The organism is Amycolatopsis aidingensis (assembly GCF_018885265.1).
Taxonomy (GTDB): domain Bacteria; phylum Actinomycetota; class Actinomycetes; order Mycobacteriales; family Pseudonocardiaceae; genus Amycolatopsis; species Amycolatopsis aidingensis.
In genome coordinates, this window is sequence record NZ_CP076538.1 from 7518706 (window position 1) to 7534200 (window position 15495).

Below are 15495 nucleotides of genomic sequence, written 5' to 3' on the forward strand. Positions count from 1 at the left end.
TGACCGGGTATGGCTGTCGTGTTGCTGCTCTACCTGGTCGCCGAGATCGCCGCAGTCTGGGCGGTCGCCTCGGTCATCGGGCTGCTCGGCACGCTCGGCCTGCTACTGGCCGGGGCCTTCATCGGGTCGGCGCTGGCCCGGCGTGAGGGAGGCAGGGCCGCGCAGGCCTTCCTGGCCGCAGCCGGCGCTGGCAGGCCGGCGCACGCCGAGCTGACCGACGGCATGCTGGTCGCCTTCGGCGGGGTGCTGATCCTGCTGCCCGGGTTCGTCAGCGACCTGGCCGGGCTGCTGCTGTTGCTGCCGCCCACCAGGGGCGTGTTCCGCCGGGCGTGGGTGCGCAGGCTGGAGCGCCGCGCGCAGGCCATGGGGCCGATGCGCGGGCAGGGGCGCGTGATCGTGGTGGACGGTGAGGTGGTCGACGGTCACCCGCCGGACCGGCAGGACCGGCAGGCACAGCCGCCGACCCGGCCGATCATCGACTCGCAGTGACTCACTCCCCGCCTGGCAGGTCGAAGTAGCTGCTGAACCGCATGGCCGGGGCGTACTCACCCTTGACCCTGACCCGGCCGGTGACGAACATCGTCGCCACCGCGACCCCGCCGGTGGCCATCCGGATGAAGTCCTCCGCGGACACGGTGATCGTGGTGTCCGGCTCGTGCCCGAGGTCCGTGCTTGACACGCACATGCCGTCCTCGATCAGCGTCTGGAAACGGTCGAAACCGCCGCTGCCGTCGCCCCAGGTGAAACGCCAGCCGACCACAAAGCTGACATTTCTGGCCCGCTCCGGGATGAAATGTTCGGACATCCGGCGGAAAATCTCGTCCAGAAATACCGAGCGCAACTCGTCGTGCTCGGTAATGGCCCTGAGCTGTTCCTTGGAGGCGTTGCGGACGATGTCGACGAGCACCTCGGTGGAAAGCGAGCTCAACTCCACACCCGCGCCGGTCCGGCCCAGCATGTGCAGGGTGTCGATCAGCTGGACGAACTGCTCCGGGCTGAGTGCGCCGAGGTTGACCCTGCGGGCGAAGGCGTTGATCGCGTGCTCGCTCTCCGCCGCGTGCGGCGTGGCCTTCCCGCGGCGCCGGAATGGCAGTCTCGTCCGCCAGTTCCGCGTGATCGCTGCTGCCCTTGACACGGCGGAAATGGTACTCGATCAACCGGGTTTGGGGAGATCGAAGAAACCGATCAAACCCGCGGCGAATGCCAGGTCCCCCTTCACCTTGATCTTTCCGGTGACGAAGAGAACGGCCGGGGTGGCCTGGTGGGTGATCAGCTGGAAGAAGTCCGCGGGGCCGATCGTGATGGTCACCCTCGGCTGCTCCAGCATGTCCCGGCGCACCGTGCAGGTGCCGCCCCGGATGACCGTCTCGTAGCGGTCGTAGCCGCCCGCACCGCTGCCGCCGGAGAGCCGCCAGTGCACCACGGCGTCCAGGTCCACGGCCCGGTCCTGGCGCAGGTGGGTGCTCATCCGGGAGAAGATCTCGCCGAGCAGCCACGCCCGCAGCCGCGGCTCGGCGACCACCCGGTCCAGCTGCGCGCGGGAGGCCCTGGCCACCAGGGTGGCGAAGTGCTTCGGGTCCACCCGGCCGAGGTCGAGTTCGGGCACCCGCTCGGCGACCCTGGACAGCGCGGCCAGCAGCCTGCGGAAGTCGTCCTTGCCCAGCTCGGCCGGGTCCATGGCGGCGGCGAGGGCGTTCACGTCGACCTCGGCGGGATCCAGCCCTGCCGGGTCGATCCGCTCCAGGGTTTCGATCAGTGCCCGGCCCCGCAGACCTGCCAGTTCCACGCCGGTGACCCCAGTTCTGTCCGCCATAGCCCTCTCCCAAAACCTACTCTCAAGTAAGGCTACCTGCCAGTAGGTACTGCGGCAAGCGCGGCGAACCTGCCTGATTACCGCCTTCGACCTCGACAACCGGTAGCGTTCAGTAGAACAGGAGGTACGTGTGTCGGAGGAAGTACAGGCGCAGCAGCAGCGCCCACCCGAACGGGCCAAGCGACTGCCGAGGGCCGTTCGCGAGCGCCAGATTCTGGACGCCGCGGTGCAGGTGTTCTCCCAGTACGGCTACCACTCGGCGTCGATGGACGAGATCTCCGAGGTGGCCGGGGTGTCCAAGCCGATGATCTACACCTATCTCGGCGCGAAGGAGGACCTGTTCGGCGCCTGTATCCGGCGCGAGGCAACCCGGCTGCTGGAGGCCGTGCAGGGCGGCATCCAGCCGGACGTGCCGCCGGATATGCAGCTGTGGCACGGACTGCGGTCCTTCTACCGGTTCGTCGCCGACTACCGGGAGTCCTGGATCGTGCTGCACCGGCAGGCGCTGGCCGTCGGTGGCTCCTTCGCCGAGGAGATCACCGCCATGCGCGGCAGGGCGATCGAGCTGGTCGCCGCGCTGGTGGTCTCGGCAGGCAGCCGCAAGGGGCTGGCCGAGCAGGTGGAGAAGTCCGGCGAGGGGCTGGCCGCCGCGCTGGTCGGCGCCGCCGAGTCGCTGGCCGACTGGTGGCTGGACCACCCGGACGTGACCGACGGCGTACTCGCCTCCTGGCTGATGAACCTGGTCTGGCTCGGGTTCAACGACCTGGTCGAGGGCGAGGTCTGGAAACCGCGAGACGGTTAGGCGCTGGTTAAGAAGGTGACTGCCTGAGGTGATGCGGGGGCGCGCGTCCGGCCGCAGGCCTCGCGAACCCGGCTGCGGGCCGCCTGCCCACCCGGCGCACCAGCCATGACAAAGTCGCGGCCCGTAGACGGGTTCGGCGACCGCGCGCCTTCTTAAACACGGTTAGCCTGCTTCGATCGAGCCCACCAGGTGTGGCTTGGGCTTACCCGCGTTCCACAGCTCGAAGGCCCAGCCGTCGCCGGTGCGCCAGGAGGTGAACGCCGCCTTCGCCGGTAGCAGCACCGGCGCCTTGAACCGCACGTCCACCGTGTAGGCATCGGGCAGCCTGCCCTCGAAGGCCGCCAGGCTGTGCGCCTTGGTCCACATCCCGTGCGCGATCGCCGCGGGGAACCCGAACAGCCGCGCGGTGAGCGGATGCAGGTGGATCGGGTTGCGGTCCCCGGAGACCTCGGCATAGCGGCGGCCGATATCGCCGGGCACCCGCCAGATCGCGGTCGGCGCGGGCGCGGCGAGCTGCTCCTTCCTGCCGCCGGCGCCGGAGGAGCCCCCGCGCCGCAGGTAGGTGCTCACGTCCGTCCACACCGGGGCGTCCTGGCCCTCCGGCACCCACTCGCTGAGCACGTCGAACTGGGTGCCCTGCGCATGCGATCGCAGGTTCTCCGTCCGCACCCGGATGGTGCCCCGCTCGCCGAGGCCGACCGGCCTGCGCTGGGTGATCCGGTTGGCCACATGCACCATGCCCAGCAGCGGGAACGGGAACGCGGGCTCGGTCATCAGCGCGATCTGCAGCGGGAACGCCAGGATGTGCGGGTAGGTGGCAGGCAACCGGTCGTCCAGCCGGAACCCGCAGACCTGGTTGTACGCCGCGAGGTGGGCCGGGTCGATGGTGACCCCGGAACGCACGTACTCCAGCGCGGGCAGCTCACCGCCACCGCCGCTCTTGCCGCCGGGCAGCAACCCGCCGAGCGCCGCCTTGGAGTACAGGGCCGACAGCTTGGGCTCGGACCGCAGCTCCTTCACCGTCATCGCGCTCACGCCCCGATCAGGGCCTGGCCGCACACGCGGACCACGTTGCCGTTCACCGCGCTGGAGGCGGGGTTGGCGTACCAGGCGATGGTCTCGGCAACGTCCACCGGAAGCCCGCCCTGGGAGAGGCTGGACAACCGCCTGCCTGCCTCCCGGATGAACAGCGGCACCGCCGCGGTCATCTTGGTCTCGATGAACCCTGGAGCGACCGCGTTGATCGTCCCGCCGTACTCGGCGAGCACGGGCGCGCCGGTGTCGACCATGCCGATCACCCCGGCCTTGCTGGTGCCGTAGTTGGTCTGGCCCACGTTGCCCGCGATGCCCGCGATCGAGGACACCCCGATGATCCGGCCGTCCTGGCGCAGCACCTTGTCCGCAAGCAGCTTGTCGTTCACCGCGAGCTGCGCGGCCAGGTTCACGGTGAGCACCGCGTCCCAGTTGCCCTCGGCAAGGTTGCCGAGGGTCTTGTCCCTGGTGATGCCCGCGTTGTGCACCACGATGTCCACCCCGCCGTGGCGATCGGTGAGGTACTCGGCCAGCTTGGCAGGGGCGTCCTGGGCGGTGATGTCCAGCTGCAGGGCCGAGCCGCCGACCCGGTTGGCCACCTGGGACAGGTCACCGCCCTGTGCGGGGATGTCCAGAGCGACCACATGCGCGCCGTCCCTTGCCAGTACCTCGGCGATGGACGCGCCGATCCCCCTCGATGCCCCGGTCACCAGCGCGACCTTGCCGTCCAGCGGCTTCTCCCAGTTGTCCGGCACGGGCACCTCCGGCTTGCCCGCGGTGCCGATCCGGATCACCTGCGCGTCCACGAAGGCCGACTTCGCCGAGAGCAGGAAGCGCATGGTGGACTCGGTCGCGCCCTCCGCGCCCTCGGCCACGTACACCAGCTGGGCGGTGGCCCCGCGCTTGAGCTCCTTGCCGACCGAGCGGGTGAATCCCTCCAGCGCGCGCTGCGCGATCCGCTCCCTGCCCTCGGCCTGCTCCGGGGGCGTGCCGAGCACCACGACCCGGCCGCAGTACCCGACCTTGCGGATCACCGGGTGGAAGAACCGGTACATCTCGCGCAGCTGGGCCGGGTCGGTGATCCCGGTGGCGTCGAAGACCAGCGCACCGTACCTGCCGTCAGCGGTGTCAAGCTCGCGCACCTCGATCCCGGCGCCGGTCAGCTGGCCGTGCAGGGACTTCTCCAGCCGCCCACCCGGCGCCGCGCCGAGAAGTGCGGGACCCTCGAGGTGAGGTTGACCGGGCTTGTACCGGCGTAGCGGGGTCGGGTTCGGCAGGCCGAGCTTGGGTACCAGGAACTTTCCTACCGGGGTCCTGGTGAACTGCTGATACCTGTCAGCCATGGCTTCCCTCCGCCCTTACTGCCGGTCGCGTCACTACGAAGCTTAACCTACTCGCAAGTAGGTTACACTCGTCCCGGGTTCACATCACGGTCGAATAGCACAGTGGGCGCTGGAGGAAACATGAGCTCAGCCGAGAAGCCGGACAAGGCGCCGAGCGGGCGCGGGCGGACAACCAAGGCCGCCGCGAACAAGGGTGCGGCCAAACCCAAGCCCGCACCGAAGGCGGGCTCCGGCGCGCGCAGGGTCGCCATCATCGGCGGCAACCGCATCCCGTTCGCCCGGTCCAACGGCCCCTACGCCAAGGCTTCCAACCAGGACATGTTCACCGCGGCGCTGGACGGGCTGGTCAGCCGGTTCGCGCTGCAGGGTGAGCGGATCGGCGAGGTCGCGGCTGGCGCGGTGCTCAAGCACTCCCGCGACTTCAACCTGGCCAGGGAGAGCGTCCTGGGCAGCGAGCTGGCGCCGGAGACCCCGGCCGCGGACGTGCAGATGGCCTGTGGCACCGGGTTGCAGGCGATCATCAACGTGGCGAACAAGATCGCGCTGGGCCAGATCGAGTCCGGTATCGCCGGCGGGGTGGACACCACCAGCGACGCACCGCTGGCGGTGAACGACGACCTGCGGCAGCTGCTGGTACAGCTGAACGCGGCCAAGACGGTCGGGCAGCGGCTCAAGCTGCTGACCAAACTCCGGCCGGGGCACATCGTGCCGGAGATCCCGCGCAACGCCGAGCCGCGCACCGGGCTGTCCATGGGCGAGCATGCGGCGCTCACCGCGAAGGAATGGGACATCAGCCGCGCCGAGCAGGACGAGCTCGCCGCCACCAGCCACCAGCGGCTGGCCGCAGCCTACGACCGCGGTTTCTTCGACGACCTGCTGACCCCGTACCTGAAGCTGTCCAGGGACCAGAACCTGCGGGCCGACTCCACCGCGGAGAAGCTGGGCAAGCTCAAGCCCGCCTTCGGCGGCGCGGAGGGCACGATGACGGCGGGCAACTCGACCCCGCTCTCGGACGGGGCCTCGGCCGTGCTGCTGGCAACCGAGGAGTGGGCCAAGGAGCGCAACCTGCCGGTGCTGGCGTACCTGACCCTCTCCCAGACGGGGGCGGTGGACTACGTGCACGGCGGCGAGGGCCTGCTGATGGCACCCGCGTACGCGGTGCCGCGGCTGCTCGCCAAGGCCGGGCTCACCCTGCAGGACTTCGACTTCTACGAGGTGCACGAGGCGTTCGCCTCCCAGGTGCTGGCCACCCTCAAGGCATGGGAGGACCCGGACTTCGCCAAGGAGAAGCTGCACCTGGACACCCCTCCGGGGGCGATCGACCGGGCGAAGCTGAACGTGAACGGCTCCTCGCTCGCCGCGGGCCACCCCTTCGCGGCCACCGGCGGCCGGATCGTCGCCACCCTGGCCAAGCTGCTGCACGAAAAGGGCTCCGGGCGCGGGCTGATCTCCATCTGCGCCGCGGGCGGCCAGGGGGTCACCGCGATCCTGGAACGCTGACGGGCGCCCGGGCGGTCGACACTGTGTAGCCGGCCGCGGTCAGCCGTAGTCAGCTCAGGGAGAACTCCGGGTTATTCCGGAGGACAATTGTCGGTGGTCACGCCTAGCATGCCCGCATACTTCTGAAGGGGGTATGACATGGGCCGGCCCGACAACGATGTTGCGGTGCGTGCACAAGGTCTGGTGAAGACCTATGGCTCGACCAGGGCGCTGGACGGGGTCGATCTGGAGATCCACTCCGGGCAGGTGCTCGGGCTGCTCGGGCCGAACGGCGCGGGGAAGACCACGACCGTGCGGATCCTGGCCACCCTGCTGAAACCGGACGCGGGCAGCGCGCGGATAGCCGGGCACGACGTGCTGGCCGAGCCGGACGCGGTGCGGCACGCGATCGGGCTGTCCGGGCAGTACGCCGCGGTGGACGAGAACCTGACCGGGGCCGAGAACCTGTACATGGTCGGCAGGCTGTACGGCAAGAAGAAGTCCGCGGCCAAGGCACGGGCGCGGGAACTGCTCGCCCGGTTCCGCCTCGAGGAGGCCGCCGACCGGCCCGCCAAGGGGTACTCCGGCGGCATGCGGCGGCGGCTCGACCTCGCCGGGGCCCTGGTCGCCGAGCCGACCGTGGTGATCCTGGACGAGCCGACCACCGGGCTGGACCCGCGCGGCCGGATCGACATGTGGGACGTGATCAAGGAGCTGGTCTCGGACGGCACGACCGTGCTGCTCACCACCCAGTACCTGGAGGAGGCCGACCAGCTCGCCGACAACATCATGGTGATCGACAAGGGCAGGGTGATCGCCCAGGGCACCGCGGACCAGCTCAAGGGCCAGATCGGTGGGGAGCGGCTGGAGCTGGTGGTGGCCGCGGCCGAGGACCTGCCCGCGACCGCGCGGGTGCTGGCCGAGGTCGGCAGCGGCACCCCGGCTGTGGACGAGCACACCCGCAAGGTGGACGTGCTGGTGGACACCGGGCCCAAGGCCCTGATCGAGGCCCTGCGCAGGCTGGACGGGCAGAACGTCGTGGTGCAGGACGTGGCGCTGCACCGGCCCACCCTTGACGACGTGTTCCTCTCCCTGACCGGCCACGCCACCGAGGAGGAACTGCCGGCATGAACACGATCGCGAAGAGCTTCTCCGATGGCGGCGTGGTCGCCTGGCGCAACCTGATGAACGTCCGGCGGAACCCGGAATGGCTGATGTCGGCCACCCTGCAGCCGATCATGTTCGTGCTGCTGTTCGCCTACGTCTTCGGCGAGGCCATCGGTGGCGAGGCAGGCGGGCCCGCCTACCGCGAGTACCTGATCGCCGGGATCTTCGCCCAGACCATGGCGTTCAACTCGGCTTTCACCGTGGTCGGCTTCGCCAACGACCTGCAGAAGGGCATCATCGACCGGTTCCGCTCGCTGCCGATGTCCCGGCTCGCGGTGGTCCTCGGCCGCACCACCTCCGACCTCGCGGTCAGCGTGGTCGCGCTGGTGGTGATGTCGGTCTGCGGGCTGATCGTGGGCTGGCGTATCCGGGGCAGCTTCCTGGACGCGGTGCTGGGCTACCTGGTGATGCTCATGTTCGCCTTCGCGCTGTCCTGGGTCGGCGCCTGGATCGGGCTGGTGGCCCGCAGCGTGGAGGTCGCGCAGAGCGCGGGGATCATCTGGCTGTTCCCGCTCAGCTTCGTGTCCTCGGCGTTCGTGCTCACCTCCGACCTGCCTGCCTTCCTGCGGCCGGTAGCCGAGTGGAACCCGTTCACCGCGGTCATCAACGCCACCAGGGACCTGTTCGGCAACCGGTTCGGACCAGCACCGTCCGGCTGGCCCGCGGAGAACGCCTCGCTGTACGCGATCCTCTGCTGCGTCGCGGTGGTGGCGATCTTCGCCCCGCTGGCGGTCGCCCGGTACCGGCGGGTGGCGAGCAGGTGACCCGTTAGCGCACCCTGTCGGCGAGCTCGCCGGCCTGCTCACCCGCCTTGCGGGCGGCGCGGCGGGCTCGCCAGCCAAGGGACGGCTTGCCACCGGTGTCCGCCATGGCCAGCAGCAGGCCACCCGCGAGACCGGCGTTCTTCAGGAAGTGGATCAACTGCTGCTGCCGCTCGCCGGGGTCCTCGCTTTCCCAGAACGGGTGACCGGCGGCCGTGGTGGGCACCAGGCTGCCCAGCAGCAGGACGGCGGACAACCGCGGCAGCCTGCCAAGCGCCAGCGCGGTACCGGCGCCGACCTTGACCGCGGCGTCCGCCCTGACCAGGGTCACCGCGTCCACGGTCTCGGTACCGATGGTGCGGTTCAGCAACGGCTCCGCCGCCTTGGCGTGCCCCTGGGCATCCCGCAGCGCATTGATACCGCCGGAGATGAATATGGCCGCAAGCAGCGGGCGGGCCAGTCGACGCACAATCACGATCGTCGCCCTCCTGAGATGAGAACTGGTTCACCTCGAAGCTACCCGCTCGCGGCCATATTCACGCTCCGGCGAACTAGCGAGCTCTACCCGAATATAGAGCTGACACTAGAAAGTGCTAGCGAAGGCTAGCCGGAGTGCTCACCGGGCCGGGTAGGACCGCGGGAGCCGGAATCCGCGCTCCGCAGCCACCTCGCGCAGCCGATCCGGGTAGTCGGTGATGATCCCGTCCACGCCGTCGTCGATCAGCTTGTGCATGGTGGCCTTGTCGTTGACGGTCCACGGCACCACCTTCATGCCCGCCCGGTGCGCCTCGTCCACCAGCTCCTCGGTGGTGAACGGGACGTAGTCCGGGTCGTGCACGCTGCCGCCCTGCGGGTAGCCGTGCACAGGGGACAGCGCGTGGGCACCGAAGGACTTCGCCGCGCGCACCGGGCTGCCGCCGAAGTCGTCGATGTCCAGCCCGCCCAGCCACGGGGACTTACCCGGCCGGCCCACCTCGAGAAAGCTGGGCTGAGTGAGCGCGACCAGCTTCAGCCACGGCGCCGTGCGGCGCATCTCCATCAGCGCGCCCCAGTCGAAGCTCTGGATGGTGGTGTTGTGCGCGAACCCGGACCAGGTGATCTCCCAGGCCGCGCGGCGGACGAACCGGGTGCGCGGCGCGGTCTCCTCCGGGGCGGCCGCCTCCACCTTGGTCTCGATGTTGAAGTGCATCCCCCAGGCGCGATGCCGCCTTGCCAGCGCGAACACCTCGGCCAGGGTGGGCATCTTCGCCCCCGGCGAGAGCTCCTGGTCCGGATAGTTCGGCTGCCGCTGCGAACCGCAGTCCAGCGTGCGGACCTGCGCGAAGGTGAGGTCCTTGATGTACTTACCCGCGTAGGGGAAGTCCGGGTCCCCCGGGGTGACCGGGGCGGTGTCCGCGCACTTGCCCGGGTTGATCCTGCGGTCGTGGGTGACCACGTCCCGGCCGTCGGCGGTGATCTGGATGTCCAGCTCCAGGGTGGTCACGCCGAGCTCCATGGCCTTGGCGAAGGCGGCGAGCGTGCCTTCCACGGTGAGCCCGATCCCACCGCGGTGTGCCTGGATGTCCAGCCGCTTGCGCGGCCAGGCCTGTGCCGTCCCGGTGCCGAGCAACCCGGCTACCAGCACCGCCACCAGCGCCACCAGGCCGTATCTGCGTTTCATGTCTCTCCCCAGCCGTTCGGTGAAGGGTCCGGCCGAGACTCACACAGCGACGTGACGGCTGGGGAAACAACAGCGGGAGACCGGAGGGACAAACCCGACACGCGGGTAGCGGTTTCTTCCGGAATATCGGGCGGACGCTAGACAACCCAATAGATTGTGATGGATGGACCCCGTGCGGAATCCGTTCGCTCCCGGCGCCGGCCAGCGCCCGCCGGAACTGGCAGGCCGCGAACGTGAGCTGAAGGCATTCGAGGTGGTACTGGAGCGGGTGGCGCGCGGGCGGCCGGAGCGCAGCCTCGTGCTCACCGGGCTGCGCGGGGTCGGCAAGACCGTGCTGCTCGGCGAGCTGCGCTCGATGGCGGTGCGCAGGGGCTGGGGCGCGGGCAAGGTGGAGGCGCGCCCGGACGCCGAGCTGCGCCGCCCGCTGTCCGCCGCGCTGCACCGGGCGATCCGCGACCTGGCGGTGCGGCACCGGGCACCGGACCGGGTGGACGAGGTGCTCGCGGTGCTGAAGGCGTTCGCGCTGCGGGCCAGCCGCTCGGACTCGAAGATGCGGGACAAGTGGCAGCCGGGGATCGACGTACCCGCGGCCACCGGAAGGGCCGACTCCGGGGACATCGAGATCGACCTGGTCGAGTTGTTCACCGATGTGGCCGAACTGGCCGCGGATGTCGGGACCGGGGTGGCGCTGCTGATCGACGAGATCCAGGACCTGGGCCCTGAGGATGTCTCCGCGCTGTGCGCGGCCTGTCACGAACTCTCCCAGTCCGGGGCGCCGCTGGTGGTGGTCGGCGCGGGGCTGCCGCACGTGCCCGCGGTGCTGTCGGCATCGAAGTCCTATTCCGAGCGGCTGTTCAAGTACATGCGGATCGACCGGCTGGATCGCGAGCACGCCGACCGCGCGGTACTGGCGCCGGTGGAACGGGAGGAGGCCGGGATCGCCCCGGACGCGCTGGACGCCCTGTTCCACGCCTCCGGCGGGTACCCCTACTTCATCCAGGCCTACGGCAAGGCGGCCTGGGATGCCGCGCCCTCGGACCCGATCACCGCGGAGGACGTCCGGGTGGCCGCGCCCGATGCGGAGGCCGAGCTTGCGGTGGGCTTCTTCGGCTCGCGTTACGAGCGGGCCACCCCGGCCGAGCGCGAGTACCTGATCGCGATGGCCGAGCTGACCAGGGGAAAGGACGAGAGCGCCGGTACCTCGGATGTCGCGGTGTACCTCGGCCGCAAGCCCTCCTCGCTGTCCCCCGCGCGGGACAGCCTGATGAAGAAGGGGCTGGTGTACTCCGCCGAGCGCGGACATATCGCGTTCACCGTCCCGCACTTCGGCAACTACCTGCTCGGCCGCGGCGGGGAGCTCGAGTGAACGGCTAGTGTCGGAAGACTGGCGGCCAAACTCGGAATGTTGCCGATGATTCATCGGCGTGTGCCCTGATTCACCGGACGATCAATGGCGACTTTGTGAAAAAAGGTGCATACTAGAGGGGTAGCCGATGACGAGTCGCAAGGGGATGCAGACACCATGAACCTCACCGCCAAGCTCCGCGCCCGCCGCGCCGAGGCCCGCACCCGGCGGGCGGTCAACCGCGCGATCGACAACGCGGCCAGCTCAACCATGCGCCAGGAACTGATCGCCATGGCGCAGGCCCGGCAGGCCCACATGCGCTGACCGGGCGTAAGCACGGCGCAGGCAGGACGCCGTACGCCCGTCCGACCTACACCCGATCGAGTGACCTAGGACACATTCGATAACGAATGTAACGCCGCCCGATGCGGCGTCGATACCCCCCATGACCCCGTGATGCTGGCGGACCCCCGACCTGGCAGCATCACGGGGTTTCCATATGTTCGCCCCCCATCTTTTCGCTTGCCTGGGCAGCATGCGCCCATATCATTGACTTAGTCAACTGATTGGTTGTGATGGTCAATGAATCAGCAGGTGCCCGCCCACCGGGTGGCCCAGGTCCGGGCGTTCAACCGGCTCTACACCCGGGTGATCGGGGTGCTGGACGAGGGGCTGGTGGGCACGCCCTACACCCTCGGCGAGGCGCGGCTGCTGTTCGAGATCGCCCAGCAGGACCTCACCGAGGTCACCGACCTGCGCCGGGAGCTGGACCTGGATCCGGGTTACGCCAGCAGGCTGCTGGCCAAACTGGAACGGCGCGGCCTGCTGGTCCGGGAACGCTCGGCCACCGACGGCAGGCGGCAGACCGTCCGGCTCACCGACGACGGCAGGCGAACCCAGGCGGACCTGGAGGAACGCAGCACCGCGCAGGTCGGGGAGCTGCTGGCCGGGCTTGCCGAGCCGGACCAGCGGCGGTTGCTGGCCGCCATGGGCACGATCAGCAGGCTGGTCGGCGGGCGCGAGCGGGAGCCCGCGGTGTTCCTGCGGCCGCCGCGGGCCGGGGACCTGGGCTGGGTGGTGCACCGGCACGGGGTCCGCTATGCCGCCGAGCACGGCCTGGACCACACCTTCGAGGCGCTGGTGGCGCAGGTTGTGGCCGAGTACGGGCAGGCGCGGCCGGGCACCCGCCAGGCGGCCTGGATCGCCGAGCTGGACGGGGAGCCTGCCGGCTCGATCTTCTGCATGCCGGGCGCCGATGCGCACACCGCGAAGCTGCGGCTGCTGCTGCTCGAGCCGCAGGCCCGCGGGCTGGGCATCGGCCGGAAGCTGGTCGATGGCTGCCTGGACTTCGCCCGCACGGCCGGGTACACCGCGATCGAGCTGTGGACCATCGACGTGCTGGTCGCCGCGCGCCGGATCTACCAGCAGGCCGGGTTCGAGCTGGTCGAGCAGCAGGCGCAGCACCGGTTCGGCCGCGAGGTGGTCGGCCAGACCTGGCGGCGGGACCTCTAGCGGCCCATTCCGTAGAACTCGGGGTTGGGCCGCAGCGCGGTGAGGTGGGCCAGGCGGTTGGACATGGCGAACAGGGCGGTGATCGCGCCGACGTCCCAGATCTCGTCCTCGGTCAGCCCCGCTGCCCTGGCCGCGGCCAGGTGCTCCTCGCCGAAACGGGCTGAGTCGCGCGCCAGCGCGAGCGCGAGGTCCACGATCGCCCTGCCGCGCTGATCCAGCTCCACCTGCCAGGGGTTGCTGGCGACCCGGTCGGCCAGTTCCGGGTCCTTGGCCCGGATCCGCAGGATCGCACCGTGCGCCACCACGCAGTAGGTGCAGTGATTCGCGCCGGAGGTGGCGACCACCACCAGCTCCCGCTCGGCCTTGCTCAGGCCGTCCCTTCGCTCCATCAGCGCGTCGTGGTAGTCCAGGAAGGCCCGCAGTTCGGCTGGCCGGTGCCCGAGCGCGCGGAAGATGTTCGGCACGAACCCGGACTTCTCCGCGATCACCTCGATCCGTTCGCGCAGGTCCGCGGGCAGCTCCTCCGGCTCGACGGCGCCGAACCTGCTCACCTGGTCACCCATATTGGCCACCCTAGTGGTGTCGATTCGGCGCGGTCTCGTTCGTCATACCGGCGGATCAACCCAGAAGGAGGAGACCATGCCCAGTTATGTCGGGTTCCTGCGCAACCCGGTCCAGGCCTACACCGGGCTCAGCCCGGACGAGGCCCAGCGCACCCTGGACGAGTACCTCGCGTGGAACGCCGAACGGGAGCAGGCTGGCACCCCGGTCGGTGGCGGCGGGCTGTCCCGTAGCGGCAGGGTGCTGCGCCTCGCCGGGGGCGAGCCTGCCTCGACCGACGGCCCGCACACCGAGTCGAACGAGATCGTCGGCGGCTACCTGGTGCTCGAGGCCGCCGATCTGGACGAGGCGGAGAAGATCTTCGGTAGCCATCCGCACCTGGCGATCGGGTCGATCGAGGTAAGGGCCATCGGCGAACAGGGCTGCACGGACTAGGAGCTGAACAGGAGGCGGGATGACCAAGTACATCGGTTTCGCGGTCGGCGGTGCCGACGATCCGGCGTGGGCGGATCCGGAGCGGGCGGAGCAGGCGTTGCAGGCCTATCTCGCCTGGGACGAACGGCTGCGCGCGCAGGGCAGGCTGCTCGGCGGCGCCGGGCTGGCGGACGAGGCGAAGGTGCTGCGCAGGAACGGTGACGGCGTCGTGGTCAGCACCGGGCCGTTCGCCGAGGCGCCGGATGTGATCGGCGGCTACGCCGTGTTCGAGGCGGAGAGCATGGACGAGGCGGTCGAGCTGTGCAAGGACCACCCGCACCTCGAGTTCGGGTACCTCGAGATCAGGGAGCTGACCCTCGAATGACCGTACCGGCCAGCGTGGTGGAGCACCTGTTCCGGCACAGCGCGGGGCAGATCACCGCCACGCTGGCCCGTACCCTCGGCGCGGACCGGCTCGACCTCGCCGAGGACTGCGTTGCCGACGCGCTGGAGCAGGCGCTGCGCACCTGGCCGCACTCCGGGGTGCCGGACAATCCGCGGGCCTGGCTGCTGCGCGCGGCCCGCAACCGCGCCATGGACCTGCTGCGCAGGGAACGCACCCTGCGCACGAAGCTGCCCGCACTCGCCTGCCTCGGGCAGCAGGGCACCCCGGCGACCGGGGACGCGGAGCTGGCCCTGATGCTGCTGTGCTGCCACCCGGAGCTGCCCCAGGTGTCCCAGGTGGCGCTGACCCTGAAGACCGTCGGCGGCCTCGGCGTGCCGGAGATCGCCAGCGCCCTGCTGGCCAGGCCGGCGACCGTGGCCCAGCGGCTGGTGCGGGCGAAACGCTGGCTGCGCGAGTGCGGGCAACGGGTCGAGCTGCCCCCGGCCGAGGCACTACCCGCCAGGGTGGACAGCGTGCTGGCGGTGCTGTACCTGCTGTTCACCGAGGGCTACCGGGCCACCAGTGGGGACGCCGCCGTACGCGGCGAACTGTGCGGGGAGGCGATCCGGCTCGGCAGGCTGCTGCTCGCCGACCGGCGCACCGACCTGCCGCGGGCCAGGGCCCTGCTGGCGCTGCTGCTGCTACAGGCAGGCAGGCTGCCTGCCAGGGTGGACGAGTGCGGCGACCTGGTGCTGCTGCCCGACCAGGATCGCACGCGCTGGGACCGGGCGCTGATCGCCGAGGGCACCCGCACCTTCGCAGCGGCCTGCACCGGGCCGGACCTGTCGGCCTACCACGTGGAGGCGGCGATCGTGCTGTGTCATATCGCCGCGGAGCGCCCTGAGCACACCGACTGGGCCCGGATCCTCGAGTTGTACGACCAGTTGCTGCGGCTGCGGCCGTCCCCGGTCACCCGGCTGAACCGGGCGATCGCACTGGCGATGGTGCACGGACCCACGGCAGGGATCGCCGAGCTGGAAGCGCTGCGGGAGGAGCCGCGGCTGGCCACCCACCTGCCCCTTCCCGCCGCACTCGGCGCCCTGTACCTGCAAGCCGGGCAGCCGGAAGTGGCCGCCGACCATTACCGGCGGGCGCTGCTGCTGCCGTGCTCGCAGCCGCAACGCCGGTTCCTGCTGCGCAGGCTGGACGACTGCGGCTGAG

Annotated in this window: 18 protein-coding genes; 11 read left to right on the top strand and 7 right to left on the bottom strand. The window is 70.2% G+C overall.

The features are described from left to right. Positions 1-9 precede the first annotated feature (9 nt). Positions 10-489 (top strand): FxsA family protein, encoded by a 480-nt coding sequence (locus KOI47_RS34635; protein WP_216211929.1) that lies wholly within the window; start codon positions 10-12, stop codon positions 487-489. Between the two features lies 1 nt (position 490). Here KOI47_RS34635 and KOI47_RS34640 read toward each other — a convergent pair whose 3' ends face one another. Both KOI47_RS34640 and KOI47_RS34645 read right to left on the bottom strand, forming a co-directional pair. Continuing rightward, a complete protein-coding gene (locus tag KOI47_RS34640) occupies positions 491-1036 on the bottom strand; it encodes an SCP2 sterol-binding domain-containing protein (RefSeq protein ID WP_232376960.1) in 546 nt (181 codons plus the stop codon). 117 nt (positions 1037-1153) lie between these two features. Further along, on the bottom strand, positions 1154-1813 hold the full coding sequence (locus KOI47_RS34645; protein ID WP_216211931.1) for an SCP2 sterol-binding domain-containing protein: 660 nt from the start codon (positions 1811-1813) through the stop codon (positions 1154-1156). Between the two features lie 130 nt (positions 1814-1943). Between KOI47_RS34645 and KOI47_RS34650 the strand changes: the two genes are divergently transcribed. Next, positions 1944-2615, top strand: coding sequence for a TetR/AcrR family transcriptional regulator (locus KOI47_RS34650; protein WP_216211934.1), 672 nt, complete (start codon positions 1944-1946; stop codon positions 2613-2615). A gap of 162 nt (positions 2616-2777) precedes the next feature. On the opposite strand, the gene KOI47_RS34655 is transcribed toward KOI47_RS34650, so the two are convergent. Next, positions 2778-3641 carry a MaoC/PaaZ C-terminal domain-containing protein gene (locus KOI47_RS34655; RefSeq protein ID WP_216211937.1) on the bottom strand — a complete coding sequence of 288 codons (864 nt, stop codon included), beginning with the start codon at positions 3639-3641 and terminating at the stop codon, positions 2778-2780. 5 nt (positions 3642-3646) lie between these two features. Beyond that, positions 3647-4990, bottom strand: a complete 1344-nt coding sequence (locus tag KOI47_RS34660) for a 3-oxoacyl-ACP reductase (RefSeq protein WP_216211940.1) — start codon at positions 4988-4990, stop codon at positions 3647-3649. 120 nt (positions 4991-5110) lie between these two features. Between KOI47_RS34660 and KOI47_RS34665 the strand changes: the two genes are divergently transcribed. The 3 genes from KOI47_RS34665 to KOI47_RS34675 all read left to right on the top strand — a co-directional run bounded on the left by KOI47_RS34665 (position 5111) and on the right by KOI47_RS34675 (position 8400). Next, positions 5111-6490, top strand: coding sequence for an acetyl-CoA C-acetyltransferase (locus tag KOI47_RS34665; RefSeq protein ID WP_216211942.1), 1380 nt, complete (start codon positions 5111-5113; stop codon positions 6488-6490). Positions 6491-6628: 138 nt separating this feature from the next. Next, positions 6629-7600 carry an ATP-binding cassette domain-containing protein gene (locus KOI47_RS34670; RefSeq protein ID WP_216211945.1) on the top strand — a complete coding sequence of 324 codons (972 nt, stop codon included), beginning with the start codon at positions 6629-6631 and terminating at the stop codon, positions 7598-7600. After that, positions 7597-8400: an ABC transporter permease gene (locus tag KOI47_RS34675; RefSeq protein WP_216211948.1), complete on the top strand. Its 804-nt coding sequence runs from the start codon at positions 7597-7599 to the stop codon at positions 8398-8400. Before KOI47_RS34670 ends, KOI47_RS34675 begins: the two co-directional genes overlap by 4 nt. A 4-nt stretch (positions 8401-8404) precedes the next feature. On the opposite strand, the gene KOI47_RS34680 is transcribed toward KOI47_RS34675, so the two are convergent. Beyond that, positions 8405-8872, bottom strand: a complete 468-nt coding sequence (locus KOI47_RS34680; protein WP_216211949.1) for a DoxX family protein — start codon at positions 8870-8872, stop codon at positions 8405-8407. A gap of 141 nt (positions 8873-9013) precedes the next feature. Next, the gene (locus tag KOI47_RS34685) at positions 9014-10057 is read right to left on the bottom strand and encodes a glycerophosphodiester phosphodiesterase family protein (protein WP_216211951.1); all 1044 of its coding nucleotides are present in this window, start codon (positions 10055-10057) and stop codon (positions 9014-9016) included. Positions 10058-10220: 163 nt separating this feature from the next. Between KOI47_RS34685 and KOI47_RS34690 the strand changes: the two genes are divergently transcribed. The 3 genes from KOI47_RS34690 (at position 10221) to KOI47_RS34700 (ending at position 12914) form a co-directional block, all read left to right on the top strand. Beyond that, entirely contained in the window at positions 10221-11423 is a 1203-nt protein-coding gene (locus tag KOI47_RS34690; RefSeq protein ID WP_216211952.1) for an ATP-binding protein, read from the top strand. Between the two features lie 156 nt (positions 11424-11579). Further along, entirely contained in the window at positions 11580-11726 is a 147-nt protein-coding gene (locus KOI47_RS34695; protein WP_216211955.1) for a hypothetical protein, read from the top strand. Between the two features lie 258 nt (positions 11727-11984). Then, a complete protein-coding gene (locus tag KOI47_RS34700) occupies positions 11985-12914 on the top strand; it encodes a bifunctional helix-turn-helix transcriptional regulator/GNAT family N-acetyltransferase (protein WP_216211958.1) in 930 nt (309 codons plus the stop codon). Here the strand turns inward: KOI47_RS34700 and KOI47_RS34705 are convergent. Beyond that, positions 12911-13477: a peroxidase-related enzyme gene (locus tag KOI47_RS34705; RefSeq protein WP_216211961.1), complete on the bottom strand. Its 567-nt coding sequence runs from the start codon at positions 13475-13477 to the stop codon at positions 12911-12913. The genes KOI47_RS34700 and KOI47_RS34705 overlap by 4 nt on opposite strands. A 76-nt stretch (positions 13478-13553) precedes the next feature. Here KOI47_RS34705 and KOI47_RS34710 point away from each other — a divergent pair, with 76 nt between their 5' ends. From KOI47_RS34710 to KOI47_RS34720, 3 genes are read left to right on the top strand one after another with little or no spacing between them, the layout of a single operon-like run. Further along, positions 13554-13910, top strand: a complete 357-nt coding sequence (locus KOI47_RS34710) for a YciI family protein (RefSeq protein WP_216211963.1) — start codon at positions 13554-13556, stop codon at positions 13908-13910. Positions 13911-13929: 19 nt separating this feature from the next. Continuing rightward, positions 13930-14274, top strand: coding sequence for a YciI family protein (locus KOI47_RS34715; protein ID WP_216211966.1), 345 nt, complete (start codon positions 13930-13932; stop codon positions 14272-14274). Continuing rightward, positions 14271-15494 carry an RNA polymerase sigma factor gene (locus KOI47_RS34720; protein ID WP_216211968.1) on the top strand — a complete coding sequence of 408 codons (1224 nt, stop codon included), beginning with the start codon at positions 14271-14273 and terminating at the stop codon, positions 15492-15494. Before KOI47_RS34715 ends, KOI47_RS34720 begins: the two co-directional genes overlap by 4 nt. The last annotated feature ends 1 nt before the right edge of the window (position 15495 follow it).